At 70.2% G+C, this 17,341-nt stretch carries 12 protein-coding genes; 11 read left to right on the top strand and 1 reads right to left on the bottom strand.

The window, feature by feature from the left end:
* Positions 1-31: 31 nt before the first annotated feature.
* The 3 genes from EIZ44_RS26125 (at position 32) to EIZ44_RS26115 (ending at position 3,093) form a co-directional block, all read left to right on the top strand.
* Positions 32-1,165 (top strand): serine hydrolase domain-containing protein, encoded by a 1,134-nt coding sequence (locus tag EIZ44_RS26125; protein ID WP_134731765.1) that lies wholly within the window; start codon positions 32-34, stop codon positions 1,163-1,165.
* A 35-nt stretch (positions 1,166-1,200) separates the two neighbouring features.
* A complete protein-coding gene (locus EIZ44_RS26120; RefSeq protein WP_134731763.1) occupies positions 1,201-1,551 on the top strand; it encodes a hypothetical protein in 351 nt (116 codons plus the stop codon).
* Between the two features lie 63 nt (positions 1,552-1,614).
* Positions 1,615-3,093 (top strand): hypothetical protein, encoded by a 1,479-nt coding sequence (locus EIZ44_RS26115; protein ID WP_134731761.1) that lies wholly within the window; start codon positions 1,615-1,617, stop codon positions 3,091-3,093.
* Between the two features lie 33 nt (positions 3,094-3,126).
* On the opposite strand, the gene rocD is transcribed toward EIZ44_RS26115, so the two are convergent.
* Positions 3,127-4,365, bottom strand: coding sequence for an ornithine--oxo-acid transaminase (gene rocD / locus EIZ44_RS26110; RefSeq protein WP_134731759.1), 1,239 nt, complete (start codon positions 4,363-4,365; stop codon positions 3,127-3,129).
* A gap of 174 nt (positions 4,366-4,539) precedes the next feature.
* On the opposite strand from rocD, the gene EIZ44_RS26105 reads away from it, so the two are divergent.
* The 8 genes from EIZ44_RS26105 to EIZ44_RS26070 all read left to right on the top strand — a co-directional run bounded on the left by EIZ44_RS26105 (position 4,540) and on the right by EIZ44_RS26070 (position 17,101).
* Positions 4,540-5,394 carry a PPK2 family polyphosphate kinase gene (locus EIZ44_RS26105; RefSeq protein ID WP_134666363.1) on the top strand — a complete coding sequence of 285 codons (855 nt, stop codon included), beginning with the start codon at positions 4,540-4,542 and terminating at the stop codon, positions 5,392-5,394.
* Between the two features lie 21 nt (positions 5,395-5,415).
* Positions 5,416-7,518, top strand: a complete 2,103-nt coding sequence (locus tag EIZ44_RS26100; protein ID WP_134731757.1) for a S9 family peptidase — start codon at positions 5,416-5,418, stop codon at positions 7,516-7,518.
* Positions 7,519-7,772: 254 nt separating this feature from the next.
* Positions 7,773-9,257, top strand: coding sequence for a pyridoxal phosphate-dependent decarboxylase family protein (locus tag EIZ44_RS26095; protein ID WP_134731755.1), 1,485 nt, complete (start codon positions 7,773-7,775; stop codon positions 9,255-9,257).
* Complete coding sequence (locus tag EIZ44_RS26090) at positions 9,254-10,546, top strand: lysine N(6)-hydroxylase/L-ornithine N(5)-oxygenase family protein (RefSeq protein ID WP_134731753.1); 1,293 nt, start codon at positions 9,254-9,256, stop codon at positions 10,544-10,546. Before EIZ44_RS26095 ends, EIZ44_RS26090 begins: the two co-directional genes overlap by 4 nt.
* Positions 10,543-12,336: an IucA/IucC family protein gene (locus EIZ44_RS26085; protein ID WP_134731751.1), complete on the top strand. Its 1,794-nt coding sequence runs from the start codon at positions 10,543-10,545 to the stop codon at positions 12,334-12,336. Before EIZ44_RS26090 ends, EIZ44_RS26085 begins: the two co-directional genes overlap by 4 nt.
* Entirely contained in the window at positions 12,333-13,646 is a 1,314-nt protein-coding gene (locus tag EIZ44_RS26080; protein ID WP_134731749.1) for a type I glutamate--ammonia ligase, read from the top strand. The genes EIZ44_RS26085 and EIZ44_RS26080 overlap by 4 nt, the downstream gene beginning before the upstream one ends.
* 22 nt (positions 13,647-13,668) lie before the next feature.
* Positions 13,669-15,099, top strand: coding sequence for a Si-specific NAD(P)(+) transhydrogenase (gene sthA / locus EIZ44_RS26075; RefSeq protein ID WP_167754279.1), 1,431 nt, complete (start codon positions 13,669-13,671; stop codon positions 15,097-15,099).
* A 76-nt stretch (positions 15,100-15,175) separates the two neighbouring features.
* Positions 15,176-17,101 carry an intein-containing Rv2578c family radical SAM protein gene (locus EIZ44_RS26070; protein WP_205673304.1) on the top strand — a complete coding sequence of 642 codons (1,926 nt, stop codon included), beginning with the start codon at positions 15,176-15,178 and terminating at the stop codon, positions 17,099-17,101.
* Positions 17,102-17,341: the final 240 nt, after the last annotated feature.

The raw sequence follows: 17,341 nt of genomic DNA, 5'->3' as shown, positions 1-17,341 counted from the left end.
CCTTCTTTCGACACTGATTGGGGGGGGGCTGATGGGGGACACCGAAATCCACGGGACTGTCGCGGACGGCTTCGAGGCGGTCCGCGAGGAGTTCGTCACCGCGGCTGAGGCGAGTGCGGGTGTGCAGTTGGCGGTCCGCGTGCACGGGCGGCTGGTGGTTGATCTCTGGGCGGGCGACGTCACGGGCGAGACGCTGACCGGCGTCTATTCCTCGACCAAGGGGGCGACCACGCTGGTGGTGGCGTTGCTCGTGCAGGACGGCGTGCTGGACCTGGACGAGCCGGTCGCGCGCCACTGGCCGGAGTTCGCCGCTGCGGGCAAGGGCGGGATCACGGTGCGCGACGTGCTGACCCATCGTTCCGGCGTGATCGGGGCGGACGGCGGGCTGTCCGCCGAGGAGCTCGCGGACGATCGGGTGATCGCGCGACGGCTGGCCGGGCAGCGGCCGTTCTGGCGGCCGGGATCTGCGTACGGCTACAGCGGATTCGCCGGGTTCGCGATCGTCGCGGAGGTGGTCCGGCGGGTCTCCGGGCGGTCGGTGCAGGAGCACTTCGAGACGCGGATCAGGGAGCCGTACGGCTTGGACCTGTACCTCGGGCTGCCCGAGCAGGAGGATCACCGGTACCGCGAGGTGCTGGCGGGGGAGGCCAGCGCCGAGGAACTCGCGGCGTTCCAGGCGTACGTCCCGAGTCCGTACAGCTTGGGCGGCATCGGCTACGGGCTCGATTCGACGCCGCCGCTTGATCAGGTGGCGTTCGTCAACACGCGGCGGGTGCGGGCGCTCGGGCAGGTTTCCGCTGGTGGGGTCGGCAGCGCGCGGGGGCTGGCTGGGCTGTACGCGGCTGCGGTGTCCGGTTTGGACGGACGGCCGCCGCTGCTCGAACCTGGCACGCTCGGCGAGTTCGCGATGCTTCATTCCACCGGCCGCGACCTGGTGACCGGGGACGCGGGCCAGTACGCGCTCGGGTTTCAGGCGAAGGGGTTGCGGTATCCGTTCCTCAGCGCGAATGCGTTCGGGCACAACGGATCCGCCGGGTCTGAGTCCTTTGTGGATCCGCGCACCGGCATCGCGTTCGGGTACACGCGGCGGCAGTTCTCCGCGACCTGGTCCTATCCCGAACACGACCGGCTGGCTGCGGCAGTCCACGCGGCGGCCAGCCGGTGAGCACCGGGTAACCGCCGTGATGCGATGCTTGTCCCATGTCGCTGTTCTCGCGCCGTCCGGCCGAAACCCCGTCCGGCCCGTTCCGCTTCCGGATCTCCGAGATCTACCAGATCCCGACGCGGGGCATCGTGGTCACCGGCACGGTCACCGACGGCACGGTCCAGGTCGGCGCGAACGCGGTGGTGCAGCTGCCCGGCGGCGCTCGCCAGGTCGTGGTGACGAGGATCGAAACTGCCCGCCGCAAACGGCAGTCCGCGGAAGCCGGTGCCGCGGCCGGGCTTTACCTGTCCGGTCTCAGCACCGGCGACATCCCGACCGTGCCGGGCGGCGACGGGCAGCAGCAGGACAACAACGCGTTGAGCGGCGTCGAGGTGACCTCGACCTGAGGCGGACACTCTGTGTGAGCATCACCTCTGGTGTCTTCACGCGGAGTGCAGTAAACACCCATTGTGCTCAATTCACCCGAACCGCGGCGGTCGCCGGTGATCCGGCTGATCCGCTTCCTGCGGCTGGGGTACGCGGTGCCGCTCGGGCTCGCGATCGCGGGCGTGGTCGGCGGGTTCGTCCTCGGTTACGGCTGGTACATCGCGGCCGGGTCGGTCGGCGTCAGCCTCACGATCATGGTGCTGATCCTCGGCAGCATCGCCCGGTCGCTGCACGGGACCGCGTCCCCGCAGAGCAGGCGGTTCGTCCAGAAGCACGGCGATCGTGCGCTCGCCAAGATCGAACGTCTGAAGACGACTGGGACGCAGGTCAACGACGCCTATGTGACCGAGTTGAAGCTGGTTGTCGCGCCGCCGAACGAGGCCGCGTACCGGGCGACGGCTCGGGAGTTGATCCATCCGGTGCGGTCCGCGGCGTATCAGCCGGGCACGGTCGTCGTGGTCAAGCAGAGTCCGCGGTACGCCGGGGTGGTCGTGGTGGATGCCGACCCGCCGCGGGAATGGACTGAGCGGCCGTGGCAGGTCGGGGTCATCGGCGATGAGCGCACGCCGGAACCCGAAGCGCGGCAAGGGAATGTCGTCGGGCGGCTGGCGATGGCGGTGGTGAGCGCGGTCGTCATCGCGGCGGCGCTGCTGGTGCCTATCCGTGACGACGTCCTCGGTCAGCTTCTCTCCCCGCCGAACCTGTTCACTGCAGAAGATTTGCGCGCTGGAGTGGCGAAGCTGTCCGCCGAGAGCGAGCGTTTCGAAGACCTGACAGTGGAAGCGGACCAGTTGCGCGCCACCGTTCCCGGCGCATTCCTCAGCTATCGCGGCGGCACGGTTAAACGCGACTCGATCAGCACTGGCAAGCCGGACAAGCAATTCGCCGCGAACGAGGTCGATTTCGCCGCGATACCCGGCCTCGTCGCGAGTTTCGGCGGAGACCCGGCGGACGCGCGCGTGAGCATCCGCCGCGAGGACGTCGGGATCACCATGACAGTCCGGTCGGCCAACGACAGCGACCGGCAGTTGGTCGCGGACGCGAAGGGCGTACCGGCGCTCACCGCGGACGCGTTCACGGAGAACGGTTTCCCGCAGGTCGCCGAGTTGCTGACCAAGCTGAGCGGCCGTCAGGAAGCGTACGAGGCGATCATCCGGACCGACCACGTCGAGTTCCAGGTGCCTGGCCCGGGTCCGGGCACTTCGGACGACTACGACTGGTATCGCGGCCGTCTCGTCGAACACCGGCCCTCACCGATCCAGCCGGATCCGGGCGCACCGCTGTTCGCGTTGTCGCAGCTGTCCCCGAAAGCGCTGCCCGCGATTCTCGCGAAGGTGGACGAGCGCATGCCCGGCTTTCCTCGCGACAAGATTTCGGTGGCGCTCAGGGAAAACGACGGAACGTGGAGCCTGACCACGTCCGTCGAGGACGAGTACGGCCGCGGCATCGAGGTGACCGCGTCGCCGGACGGGTCGACGGTCGCGGTGATGCCCACCCGGTGACCGCCGCCCGGAAAACGGCGGTCACCGAGCAGGTCAGCCGCGCACGACCTGGGCGATCGCGTCGATGCCGCGGTCCAGTTCGGCTTCGGTGATCACCAGCGGCGGCGCGACGCGCAGCGTGCGGTCGTGCGTTTCCTTGCACAGCACGCCCAACCCGGCCAACGCCTCGGACGCCTCCCGTCCGGTAGGGCCGCCGGGCGCGATGTCGACGCCTGCCCACAGACCGCGTCCGCGCACCTCCGACACGCCGTCGCCGACCAGCTTCGCGAGCCGTTCGTGCAGGTGCGCTCCGAGTTCGGTGGACCGCTTCTGGTACTCGCCGGTCTGCAGCATCCGCACGACGGCGCGGCCGACCGCGCAAGCCAGCGGGTTGCCGCCGAAGGTCGAGCCGTGTTCGCCGGGCTTCAGCACGCCCAGCACGTCGCGGCCGCCGACCACCGCCGACACCGGGACGATGCCGCCGCCGAGGGCCTTGCCCAGCGTGTACAGGTCAGCGCGGACGCCTTCGTGCTCCAGCGCCAGCACAGTGCCGGTGCGGGCGAGACCGGACTGGATCTCGTCGGCGATCATCAGCACGTTGTTCTCGTCGCACAGCCGTCGCACTGCGGCGAAGAACCCTTCGGGCGGCACGACGACGCCTGCCTCGCCCTGGATCGGCTCCATCAGCACGGCTGCGGTGCGCGGCGTGATGGCTGCCTTCAACGCTTCGGCATCGCCGTACGGCACCTGGACGAAGCCCGGCGTGAAGGGCCCGTAGTCGGCGCGCGCGGTTTCGTCGTCGGAGAACGAGACGATGGTGGTGGTGCGGCCGTGGAAGTTCGACGCCGCGACCACGATTTCCGCCGTGCCCGCCGGAACGCCCTTGACCTGGTACGCCCACTTGCGCGCCACCTTCACCGCGGACTCCACGGCCTCGGCCCCGGAGTTCATCGGCAGCACCATCTCGGTCCCGGTCAGCTCGGCGAGCTCGCGGCAGAACAGGCCCAGCTGGTCGTGGTGGAAGGCGCGGGAGGTGAGCGTGACGCGGCCCAGCTGCTCGGTCGCGGCGGCGATCAGCTCGGGGTTGCGGTGGCCGAAGTTGAGCGCGGAGTAGCCGGACAGGAAGTCCAGATAGGACTTGCCGGCCACGTCGGTCACCGAAGCGCCCTCGGCTTCGGCGATCACGACCGGCAGCGGATGGTAGTTGTGCGTGCTCCATTGCTCGTCGAGCGCGATGAAGCCGTCGGAGGAGGAGGGACGCGCGGTGCCGGCAGGCTGGACGGACGCTGTCATGCGTTCAGGCTAGAGGCCGTTCGCGGGGAGTTCAGCCGGGAAACGTTGCTTTCCCCCGTCGTTCGTTGCGCAATCGAGGGGTCTTGCCGGCGATTCGCTGCGCCGCTCGCTCGACCAGATGACACCGGCGGAGAGGTCCCCGGGATTGTCAGTGCCCGCGGTTATCGTCCCGGGATGGCGAAGAAGCAGCAGAACGGAAACCGGGTCCGCGACGCGCTCCGGGCGGGCGGCGAGCTGCCGGACCCGGCTTCGTCGCCGGTGGGGCCGGAAAAGAAGGCGAAGGGCGGCAAGAAACTCGAGTCCGCCGGGGAACAGCTGGCCGGGTTGCAGGAGGCGCTGTACGCGGAGGGCATCGGCGGCGGTGCCCGCAGCGTGCTGCTCGTGTTGCAGGGCATGGACACTTCCGGCAAGGGCGGCACCGTCGGGCACGTGCTCGGCCTGGTGAACCCGATGGGCGTGCAGTACGCCGGGTTCAAGAAGCCGACGGCCGCCGAGCTCAAGCACGACTTCCTGTGGCGCATCCGCAAGAAGCTCCCGTCGCCGGGCCACCTCGGCGTGTTCGACCGCTCGCATTACGAGGACGTGCTCGTGCCGCGCGTGCTCGGCCAGCTCTCGGCGGCCGAGCGACGGAAGCGCTACACGCAGATCAACGCGTTCGAGAAGGAGCTGACCGACAGCGGCACCGCCGTGGTGAAGGTGTTCCTGCACATCTCGCCGGAGGAGCAGCTTCGCCGGCTCACCGCGCGGCTGGACCGGCCCGAGAAACGATGGAAGTTCGACCCGTCGGACATCGAGGCGCGACGGCAGTGGCCCGCGTATCAGAAGGCGTACGCCGACGTGTTGAAGCGCACGTCGACCGCGCACGCTCCGTGGTACGTCGTGCCAGCCGACCGCAAGTGGTACCGGAATTGGGCAGTTGCGGAGCTGCTGGTCGAGACGCTGACCGACATGGACCCGCAGTTCCCGGAGCCGACCTATGACGTCGAAGAGCAGCGGGCCGCGCTGCAGGGTGTTGGCGTGTCCGGCTGATCATCTGAAAGAGTGCTGGTCGTGACCGATTCTGCACTCGACGACGTTCCGTTCCTCCGCCAGCAGGCCCGCACCCAGCGGTTCACTCTCGGCGCGCCCAAGCAGTTCCGGGTCGCCCCCGACGGTTCGCGGGTGCTGTTCCTGCGCAGCGCCACCGGTACCGACCCGCGGCACAGCCTGTGGTCGTTCGACCTCGCGACCGGCGAGGAGACGAAGCTGATCGACGCGGCCGAGCTGGTGTCCGGCGACGAGGACCTGCCGCCGGAGGAGCGGGCGCGCCGCGAACGGGCCCGGGAGACCGGCGGTGGCGTGGTGGCCTTCGGGGTGGACGACGCGTTCACCGTCGTCACGTTCACGCTGTCGGGCAAGCTGTACACGCTCGACCTCGCGACCGGCGAGACGCGCATCCTGGTCGACGGGTCCGTGATCGACCCGCGGCCGAACCCGACCGGCACGCACGTCGCGTACGTGCGCGAGCGGCGCCTGCACGTGATCGAACTGGCGACCGGCGAAGACCGCGTGCTCGTCGGCGAGGACGACGAAGACGTCACCTGGGGGCTCGCGGAGTTCATCGCGGGCGAGGAGATGGACCGCACGCGCGGCTACTGGTGGGCGCCGGACGGGCGCAGCGTCATCGTGGAGCGCGCGGACCGCGGCCCGGTGCCGCGCTGGACGATCGGCGACCCGGCGAACCCTCAGCAGCCGGCGAACGTCGTGGCGTACCCGGCGGCGGGCTCGCCGAACGCCGAGGTGTCGCTGGCCGTGCTGAGCCTGGACGGCAGCCGCGTCGACGTGGCGCCAGGCGACTGGGAGTACCTGGTCACGGTGCACTGGTCGGCGGGCGGGCAGCCGCTGCTGGCCGTGCAGCCGCGGGACCAGAAGCGGCTGACGGTGCTCGCGCTGGATCCGTCCGACGGTTCGGTCGCCGAGGTGCACACCGAGACCGACGAGCACTGGGTCGAGATCTTCCAGGGCGTGCCCGCGTGGACCGCGGACGGCAAGCTGGTGGTGGAAAGCGCGGCGGACGGCGATCACCGGCTCCTGGTGGACGGCGAACCGGTCACGCCGCCGGGCATGCAGCTGCGGATGGTGCTGCACGTCGGCGAGGAAATCCTGTTCACCGCCTCGGAAAGCGACCCGACGCAGATCCACCTGTACCGCACCGAAGACGGCAAGGTGCGGCGACTGTCCACAACGGACGGTGTGCACGTCGGTTCGGGAAGCGCGGCTCTCACGGTGCTTTCCTCGTGGAGTCTCGACCACAGCGGCCCGAAGGTGACCGTGCTGCGGGACGGCGCCGAGGCGGGGTCGATCGCATCGTCCACTGTGGACCCGGAGATCGTCCCGAACCTGACCTGGCTCACTCTCGGCGAACGCCAGCTGCGCGCGGCGTTGGTGCTGCCGCGCGGTTACGAGCCCGACGAAGGCAAGCTGCCGGTGCTCCTCGACCCGTACGGCGGCCCGCACGCGCAGCGGGTTCTCCAGAGCCGCAACGCTTTCCTCACCCCGCAGTGGCTTGCCGACCAGGGCTTCGCCGTGCTGGTCGTGGACGGTCGCGGGTCGCCCGGGCGCGGACCGGCGTGGGAGAAGGAGATCGCGGGCAAGCTCGCCGACGTCACGCTGGCCGACCAGGTCGACGCACTGCACGCGGCCGCCGCGGCGTACCCCGAACTGGACCTCGAGCGCGTCGCGATCCGCGGCTGGTCCTATGGGGGCTACCTCTCCGCGCTCGCCGTGCTGCGGCGGCCGGACGTGTTCCACGCGGCGGTCGCGGGCGCGCCGGTCACCGACTGGTCGCTGTACGACACCCACTACACCGAGCGCTACCTCGGCAAGCCGGAAGACGAGCCGGAAAGCTATGAGCACAACTCGCTCATCGCGAGTGCCGGTTCGCTCGAACGGGCGCTGCTGATCGTGCACGGCCTCGCCGACGACAACGTCTTCCCGGCGCACGCGCTGCGGCTTTCCTCGGCGTTGCTGGCGAAGGGCCGCGCGCACGGCTTCCTGCCGCTCGCGGGCGCGACGCACATGACGCCGCAGGCCGAGGAGGTCGCGGAGAACCTCATGCGCACCCAGGTCGAGTGGATCCACCGGGAACTGGCCGCTCTCGGGAAGGAGGGCTGAGGTTCGCCGATCCCGGACGATGCCGTGGACTCGCCGATGCAGTCCTCTGTGGACAACGGGCCGACCACGCCCGTGCTCGCGGTGCAGGTGTGCGGGCTGGCTCCGTCGCGCTAACTCCTGCCTTGAAACGGCCGGTGCTCCCCAAGGGGGGCGCCGGCCGTTTCGCTGCCGCGCGGGCCCCGCTCGCAGCGTGCCGGTGGGTATCCGTATTGTTGCGCAGGGTAAGGCAAGGTTACCCTAAGAAAGGCGGTTCCATGGCGGATGCGCCCTCAGCGCCGACGGCCTCGTCCGGCGTGGCTTCGGCGGAGTGGCTCGCGGGCGGCCCCGGCGGTGCGGACCGGCTGGCCCAGCTGCTTCCGGCGGCACTGCGCGGAATGGCGGCGGGCACGGCCGAACGCGGCGGTCCGGTTCCGGCAGGCGGCCCGGCCGCGGTGGCGGCGACCCTCGCCCGCACCCAGTCCGCCGACGGGCTCCCTCGGCACGGGGTGGGCGCCGAACAAGCCCTGGAAGAGCTTTCCGCCCTGCTCGCCGCCGGATCCGCCGACCCGGGCGACCCGGCGTGCGCCGCGCATCTGCACTGCCCGCCGCTGGCCGTTTCCGTCGCCGCGGACGTCGTCGCCTCCGCGCTGAACCCGTCGATGGACTCCTGGGACCAGGCACCGGTCGCGAGCGAGATCGAGCGCGAGTTCGCCACCGGGATCGCTCGGCTCTGCTACCCGGACGCCGCACGCCCGGACGCCGTCATCACCTCCGGCGGCACCGAATCCAACCTTCTCGGCCTCCTGCTCGCCCGGGAATCCGCCGTCACGCGCCCGGTTTGCGGAGCTAATTCGCACCACAGCGTCGCCCGCGCGGCATGGCTGCTCGGACTGCCCGCGCCGGTCGTGGTGCCGTGCGTCGACGACCGGATGGTCCCGTCCGCGCTGGCCGAGGCGTTGGGGCCGCTCGGCGCGCAGGCGGTGGTCGTCGCGACCGCCGGCACCACCAACACCGGCCGGATCGACCCGTTGCCGGAGATCGCCGAAATCTGCCGCCGGACCGGAGCGCGGCTGCACGTCGACGCGGCGTACGGCGGTCTCGCGCTCTGCAGCGAAACCCTTCGCTCGCGCCTCGCCGGTCTGGAGCTGGCCGATTCAGTCGCGCTTGACCTGCACAAATTCGGCTGGCAACCGGTGGCCGCTGGCGTCTTCGCCGCGCGCGGGGAGGCCGATCTGCAGGCGCTCACCGTCCGCGCCGAGTACCTCAACGCCGACGACGACACCGAAGCTGGACTGCCCGATCTGCTCGGCCGTTCGCTGCGCACGTCCCGGCGTCCGGACGCGTTCCGGATGGCGGTCACGCTGCGCGCGCTCGGCACGGCCGGGATTGGGGCACTCGTGGAACGCTGCTGTGCCAACGCTTCCGGCGTGCACGCGATGGTCGAGGACCATCCGGCGCTGCGATCGTGGGGCGAACCCGAACTGTCCACAGTGGTCTTCCGTCCGGTGGCGGCGGACGGAGCGGCCGGAGACGAGTTGGTCGCGCAGGTGCGCCGCACGCTTCTCGAGGACGGCACCGCGGTGATCGGTCGCGGCTCGTTGCCGACCGGACCGGACGGCGAGGCGCAGCTGTGGCTCAAGCTCACCCTCCTGCATCCGCACACCCAACCCGCCGACTACCGCGCGCTGCTCGACGCGGTGGCCACGGTCGCGGCGGACCTGCGCACGAGCGTCACGCGGGAAAGCCCGGTCGCGTCGTGAGGCGTTACGACGTCGCCGGGGTCGGGATCGGGCCGTTCAACCTGTCGCTGGCCGCGCTGGCGGATCCGCTCGACCAGTTGGAAGTCGTGCTGTTCGACGCGCGTCCCGAGTTCCGCTGGCACCCAGGGCTGCTGCTGGACGGCGCGACGCTGCAGGTGCCGTTCCTTGCCGACCTGGTGACGCTCGTCGACCCGACCAACCGCCATTCGTTCCTCAACTACCTGCGCGAACGCGGCCGATTGCTGCCGTTCTACTTCGCCGAGCGGTTCCATCTGCCGCGCGCCGAGTACGACGACTACGGCCGCTGGGCAGCGTCCCGGATGCCGTCGTGCCGGTTCGGGCACGAGGTCACCGGCTTGCGCTGGATCGACCGCGAAGAGGCGTTCGAGCTGACCGTCGAGGGTGCGGAACCGGTGCTGGCGGCGGCGGTCGTGCTCGGCGTCGGCACGCAGCCGAGCGTTCCGAAACCGTTGCAGCCCTTGGTTTCCGCGCCCGACGTGCTCGCGCTGCATTCCGCCGACTACCTCACGCATCGGCCGGAGCTGATCGCTGCGGATTCGGTGACGGTGGTCGGCTCCGGGCAGTCGGGCGCTGAGGTGTTTCTCGACCTGCTGCGTGCGCGATCCACTATGGACGGTCTGCGGTGGCTCGCGCGGACACCGGCGTTCGCGCCGATGGAGTACTCGAAGCTCGGCCTGGAGCAGTTCACCCCCGACTACACGGCGTACTTCCACGGCCTTCCCGAGGCGGTCCGGGACCAGCTTCTCCCCACGCAATGGCAGCTGTACCAAGGAATCGACGCCGAGACGATGGCGGAGATCCACGACGAGCTCTACCGCCGGAGCATCGGCGGCGGCTGGCCGGGTGCGGTGCTGACGCCGGGCGTCGAGGTGGTGTCCGCGACTGTCGGCGACGGGATCGAACTGGGACTGCGCCACGTCCAGCAAGGAACGACCGCGACGCACCGGACGTCCGCGGTGGTGGCTGCTACCGGTTACGCGGAAACGCCGACCGGGCAATTGCTGCAAGGACTTGGCAACGCGGTTCGCCGCGACGCGCAGGGGCGGCTCGTGATCGGTGCCGACTATCGGGTCGAACTCGACGTGCCGGGGCCGTTGTTCGTGCAGAACGCGGAACGGCACACGCACGGTCCCGGCGCGCCGGATCTCGGCCTCGGCGCGTGGCGGGCGGCGGCGATTCTCAACGCGGTATGCGGAAAACCGGTGTACGACCTGCCCGAGCGGACGGCGTTCACCACGTTCGGCCTCGACCAGACGGAGGACCTGTGACCCTGACCGACGACGCTGCTTGGCGGGCCGCTGGCTCGCTCGTCACGCACAAAATGCTCGGCGAGCTGTCCTATGAAGCGATGCTGGTGCCGGAGCCCGGCGAACCGACGCGGGCCGGACACCGCAGCTGGCAGCTCGACCTGCCCGACGGCGTTTCGTACCGTTTCGAAGCACGCCGAGGCGCGTTCGAGTCGTGGACAGTGTTGCCCGGCAGCGCAATCCGGACCGCTGACGGCGTGGAGGCTCCGATGGACGACCCGCGCACGTTGATCGTCGACGCGCGCGAACGGCTCGGTCTCACTGGTCTGCGATTGGCGGACGTCCTCGCCGAGCTGACCTCGACGGTCGCCAATGAGGCAACCCGGTTGCACCGCGCACCGACCGCCGCCGAACTGTCCACGATGGACTACAACCTCGCCGACGGGCACCTGACCGGCCACCCTCGGCTGGTCCTCAACAAGGGCCGCGTCGGCTTTTCCGCTCCTGACCGTGCCCGTTACGCGCCCGAGTCCGGCGCGGATATCCGGCTGCGCTGGTACGCCGTGCACCGGGACCTCGCGCAGTTCCGCAGCGTGGCCGGGCTCGACGCGGAAACCCTGCTGCGCGAGGAGCTGGACGACCAGACCCGCGCCGAGTTCACCGCCCGCACGGCCCAGCTCGGCGCTCCCGCCGACTACGTCTGGGTGCCGGTGCATCCTTGGCAGGCCGACGAAATCATCGGCACGCTCTACGCCGCCGAGCTGGCGACCGGCCGGATGGCCGAGCTGGGGGAGAGCAGCGACGTCTACCGTCCACATCAGACAGTCCGGACCCTCGCCAACCGCTCCCGGCCAGACCGCCGCGACGTGAAAACCGCCGTCTCCGTGCGCAACACGCTCGTCTACCGCGGTCTGAACTCCGCGGCGACGCTCGCCGGGCCGTCGGTCACCGAATGGCTGCGCGGGATCGACGCGGCGGATCCGTTGCTGTCCGAGAAATACCGTTTCGAGCTGCTCGGCGAGGTGGCGAGCGTTTCGGTCCAGCATCCGCTGTTCGGCTCGCTGGAGGAACTGCCGTACCGGTTCCACGAAACGCTCGGTGCGCTGTGGCGCGAACCGCTTGTCGCCCGGCTCGCCGAGGGGGAGCAGGCGATCTCGTTCGCCGCGCTGCCGTACCGCGATGCCGCTGGCGAGACCGTGCTGACCAGGCTGATCACGCAGTCCGGCGACGGTGCGGAGGCGTGGCTGTCCAGGCTGTTCGATCTGCTGCTCACGCCGTTGCTGCACTGGCTGCTCCAGTACGGCGTCGGATTCTGCCCGCACGGCCAGAATCTCGTGCTCGTGGTGGACGCGGACGGCCGCCCGCTGCGCATCGCGATCAAGGATTTCGCCCAGGGCGTCGACCTGCTGGACGAGGAACTGCCCTGCTACGCGGATCTGCCGCCGGACGCCGCCGCCGACATGCTGCGCTGGCCCGCGCACCTGCTCGCGCAGTCGCTGTTCAGCTCGGTTTTCTCCGGGCAGCTGCGGTTCTGGGCGGAACTGCTGCTGGACGATCTCGGGTTGGCGCGCGGCGACTTCTGGGCGCTGGTGCGCGAGGTCGTCGGCCGCTACCGCGACGAAAACCCCGAGGTGGCCGAGCGATTCGACGCCTGCCGGTTGTTCGCGCCGGACGTCGAGCGGGTCACGCTCAACCGCGAGCATCTCGCCGGACAGGGCTTCGACAAGGTGGAACGCGACGACGAGTTCGACGTCCGCTGGGGTCGCGTGCCGAACCCGCTGCACGCGCCCGATCCGGACGGTGCCTGGTGAGCCCGTTCGACCGTCCGGTCGGGCCGAGGTCGCTGGCCGTGCGCGCCGAGGCGGGTACGGCGGCGGCTGAGGTGCTGCGTCGAGTGCTCGCCGAGGACGGTGCTCGGCTGGTGCTTTTGGTGCCCGATCCGCACGCGCGGTTCGCGGCCGTCGAGCTGGCTGCGCCGTTCGCTGCTGAGGTGGTGGACAGCGGATACGGCGTGTGCAGCTACGTCTTCGCCTGGACTCCGGAGCGTGAGCCGCTGCCGGAGACCGCTGCGCTGAAGCCGTATCTCGGCGGGTTCGGCGACCTGCGCGTGCAGCTCGACGCGGCGACAGCGTTTCCGCTCGGCGACCAGACGTGGGCAGTGGTCGGGGACGCGGAGTTTCCGTCCGGCGAACCGGCTGGGCTTGCGCCGCGGACGGTGTTGCGGACGCAGCTGGCGCGCTTGGAGGAGCACGGGCTGGTTCCGTCGATCGGAATCGAGCACGAGGTGGTTTTCCGTAACCTGGCAGGGGATCCGCTCACCGAGCATGGCGTGGACTACGCCCTCGGCGGCACCGAAGGGCTCGCCCCGCTGCTGGCGGATCTGCGGTCGGCGACGGTCGGTCTCGGTGTGGAATCGGCGCGGGCGGAGTGTCATCCGGGGCAGTACGAGGTCGTCCTGCGGCATCGCGACGCGCTCGCGGCCTGCGACGACGCGTTGCTGCTGCAGACGGTGACCCGGCGGGTCGCCGCCCAGCACGATGTGCAGGCCGATTACCTCGCCGCGCCGGAACCCGGTCAGGGGAATTCGTGCCACGTCCATCTGTCACTGTCTACTTCGGACGGACCGGTCGGATTTCCGTTCGCGCTTGGGGCTTTTCTGGCCGGAGTGATGCGGGACGCACGATCGCTGTCCGCGGTGTGGGCGCCGACGTGGAACAGCTACGTCCGGCTGCGCACGGCTCCGTTCTCACCGCGTGAACTGCGGTGGGGACCGGACGACCGGACGTCTTCGGTCCGGTTGTGCGGGACGTCCGCCGCGCCGCGGTTGGAGTTCCGCTTCGCAGGCGCGGACGCCCAGCCGCACCTCGTCGTCGCCGCGCTGATCGCTGCCGGTACCGCTGGCCTGGCCGAACAGCTGTCGCCGCCTGACGCGGGTGCGCTGAGCGGACAGCTGGCGTCGTCGCCGTGGGAGGCGCTGGCACTGCTGGAGAGGGGGCGGTTCGCGGAGTTGCTGGGGGAGGACGTCGCCGCGCAACAGGCTGCGTTGCTGCGCGAGGAGCTCGACGCCGCGCTCGGCTCGGTCACCGATCTGCACCGCCGCCGGGGCGCCTTGCGCTCGTGAGGACTTGCGCCGACCGGCGCGGATGCGCAGGCTCGGGTCCGTGAGCGAATACGAGTACGACCTCATCGTCATCGGCTCGGGCCCGGGAGGGCAGAAAGCCGCCATCGCGGCGGCGAAACTGGGGAAGAAAGTCGCCGTCGTCGACCGCCACGACATGGTCGGCGGCGTGTGCGTCAACACGGGCACCATCCCGTCCAAGACGCTGCGCGAAGCCGTGCTGTACCTGACCGGGATGAACCAGCGCGAGCTGTACGGCGCGAGCTACCGGGTGAAACAGGACATCACCATCGCGGACCTGATGGCGCGCACGCAGCACGTCATCGGGCGCGAGGTGCAGGTGGTCCGCGCGCAGCTGCTGCGCAACCACGTCGACCTGATCGGCGGCATCGGCTCGTTCGCCGACCCGCACACCGTCCTGGTCGACGGCAAACACCGCGGCGACCGGCGCACCATCACCGGCCATTACGTCGTGATCGCGACCGGCACCCGTCCCGCGCGCCCGGACCACGTCGACTTCGACGCCGCGCGCGTGCTCGACTCCGACGAGATCCTGGCGATGGAGGCGATCCCGTCCTCGCTGGTCGTGGTGGGCGCGGGGGTGATCGGGATCGAGTACGCGTCGATGTTCGCCGCGCTCGGTTCGCGGGTGACGGTGGTCGAGCAGCGCGACCAGATGCTCGACTTCTGCGATCCGGAGATCGTGGAATCGCTGAAGTTCCAGCTGCGCGACCTCGGCGTCACGTTCCGGTTCGGGGAGAAGGTCGCGAACGTCGCGGTCTCCGACGACGCCACCGTGACGACGCTGGTCAGCGGCAAGCGGATCCCGGCGGACGCGGTGATGTACTCGGCCGGGCGGCAGGGCATGACCGGTGCGCTGGCGCTGGAGAACGCCGGCCTGACCGCGGACCGCCGCGGTCGGCTGGAGGTCGACGAGCACTATCGGACGTCGGTCGAGCACGTGTATGCGGTCGGCGACGTGATCGGGTTCCCTGCGCTGGCGGCGACGTCGATGGACCAGGGCCGGCTCGCCGCGTACCACGCGTTCGGCGAACCGGCGAACGACATCGGCGCGTTGCAGCCGATCGGGATCTACACGATCCCGGAGATCTCGTACGTCGGCGCGACCGAGGCGCAGCTGACGTCGTCTTCGGTGCCGTACGAGGTCGGTATCGCGCGGTACCGGGAGCTGGCGCGCGGCCAGATTTCCGGGGACAGCTACGGGATGTTGAAGCTCCTGGTGTCGACGGCGGACCGGAAGTTGTTGGGAGTGCACGTCTTCGGCACCGGAGCGACGGATCTCGTCCACATCGGCCAGGCCGTGATGGGCTGCGGCGGGACAGTGGATTACCTGGTGGACGCGGTCTTCAACTACCCGACGCTGTCCGAGGCGTACAAGGTCGCGGCCCTCGACGCGACGAACAAGATCCGCGCGCTGGAGCGGTTCGGCGGCTGAGCCTGCACCTCGCTCGTTCGAGGGGTGTTCGAACATATGTTTGACAGTGCTTTAGAACATGTGTTCGACTGTAGGGGTGCGTTGGGAACAGTTGCGAGCGGGGAAGGAGGAGCCGGCACTCCCCGGTCTCGGTGCCTTCGGGGACGTGGTGCGCTCGGTGCGCGCTCCGGAGTTCGGCGGCGTCACCTTTCACGAGGTGCGCGCCCGGTCCGTGCTGAACCGGGTGCCCGAATCGTCCGCGGTGCCGTTCCGGTGGTCGGTCAATCCGTATCGCGGGTGTTCGCACGCGTGCACGTACTGCCTCGAAGGCGACACGCCGGTGCTGATGGCCGACGGCCGCGCGAAGCCGATCGCCGAGCTGCGCGTGGGCGACCGGATCATGGGCACGCGCGGACACGGCGTCGCGCGCAGGCTCGTGCCCACCGAGGTGCTCGCGCACTGGACCACGGTGCGCCCGGCGTACCGCGTCACGCTCGACGACGGCACCCGGATCGTCGCCGGACCGGACCACCGGTTCCTCAGCTCGCGCGGCTGGAAATACGTCACCGGCAGCAAACTCGGCACCGCGCAGCGGCCGCACCTGGAACCCGGCACCGAACTGGTCGGCGGCGGCCGGTTCACGCGCACGCCGGACGACACGCTCGGCTACCGCGCCGGGTACCTGTGCGGAATGCTGCGCTCAGGCGGGTTCGCTGCGGAATCGGACGCTGCCGCGCGAGCCCTGGCGTATCTGCCGGATTTCGGTTCGTCAGTGGGCTTCATGCGCATCCCGCGCGAACCGGACGCGCACTGGGCGCGCGGTTTCCTGGCCGGACTCTTCGACCTGGCGGGCGGCTACCGGCGCGGCACACTCTCCATCGCGCACGACGAGAACGAAGTGGTGGACATGCTGTTCGCCGCACTGGACCGGTTCTCGTTCGGCTACGACACCGTCGGCCACCGCCAGCACCCCGGTCGCAGGCAAGCGCGCCTCACCGGCGGCACCGGCGAGGTGCTGCGGTTCCTGCACCTGGTCGACCCGGCCGTCGAGTGGAAACGCTCCCTGGACGGCACCGTGATCGGGGGAGTCCGACGCACCGTCGCGACCGTCGCGCCGACGGGGCTGGAGCTGCCGCTGTTCGACATCACGACGGGCACCGGCGATTTCATCGCCGACGGGATGGTGTCGCACAACTGCTTCGCCCGGAACACCCACACGTACCTGGATTTCGACGCCGGCCGCGACTTCGACACCCAGGTCGTGGTCAAGGTCAACGCGCCGGAAGTGCTGGCCGCGCAACTGAAACGGCCGAGCTGGCAACGAGAACCGGTCGCGATGGGCACGAACACCGACCCGTACCAGCGCGTCGAAGGCCGCTACCGGTTGATGCCCGGGATCATCCGCGCCCTCGCCGACTCCGGCACCCCGCTGTCGATTCTCACCAAGGGCACCATGCTGAGCCGCGACCTGCCCCTGCTGGAGTCGGTGGGCAAGGACGTCCCAGTCCACCTGGCCGTGTCACTGGCCCTGCTGGACGGCGACCTGCAGCGCCGCCTGGAACCCGGCACCCCGACCCCGCGCGCCCGACTGGACCTGATCCGCAAAGCCGCCGCGGCGGGTCTGCCGTGCTCGGTGATGGTCGCGCCGGTGCTGCCGTACCTCACAGATTCGCCCGAGGCCCTCGACCCGCTTTTCGCCCAACTGGCCGAAGCCGGGGCGACCAGGGTGACAGTCCTGCCCCTGCACCTCCGGCCGGGCGCGCGGGAGTGGTTCGCCGCGTGGCTGAAGCGCGAATATCCCGAGCTGGCGCCGCGATACCGCCGCCTGTACGCCCGAGGAAGCTACGTCGACCGCGGGTATCGGGAACGCCTGGGCACAGTGGTAGCGCCATTGCTTCGGCGGCACGGTCTGGACCCGCGAGCCCCCAGGGCGCATTCGGAAACCCGGACGGAACCGGACCCGCCGGACACGGAGGTGCCTGAACAACGGGTGGGGGAGGCGGAGCAGTTGCGCCTTCTGTGACCTGCCCGGCGCGCGGGGCGGCATGGTCCAGCCTCGCCGGGGTGCAGACTGCGGTGAGTCCGCTCATCCGCACCCGCCTGAACTCCAGCGCTACGGTCCCGACCAGTCCGCGTCACCCCTGCGTCGGCGCTCCAGTTCCTGCGAATCCGAGCTCTCCGCGCCATCGCGGGCGCTGACTCCGGGGTTTCTCGCCTCTCGCATTGCCTGGTCAGCGAGGTTTGACCTAGCAGCGCTCGAGAC

The organism is Amycolatopsis nivea (assembly GCF_004522235.1).
GTDB classification, from domain to species: domain Bacteria; phylum Actinomycetota; class Actinomycetes; order Mycobacteriales; family Pseudonocardiaceae; genus Amycolatopsis; species Amycolatopsis nivea.
This window is presented reverse-complemented; position numbering and strand designations above follow the sequence as displayed.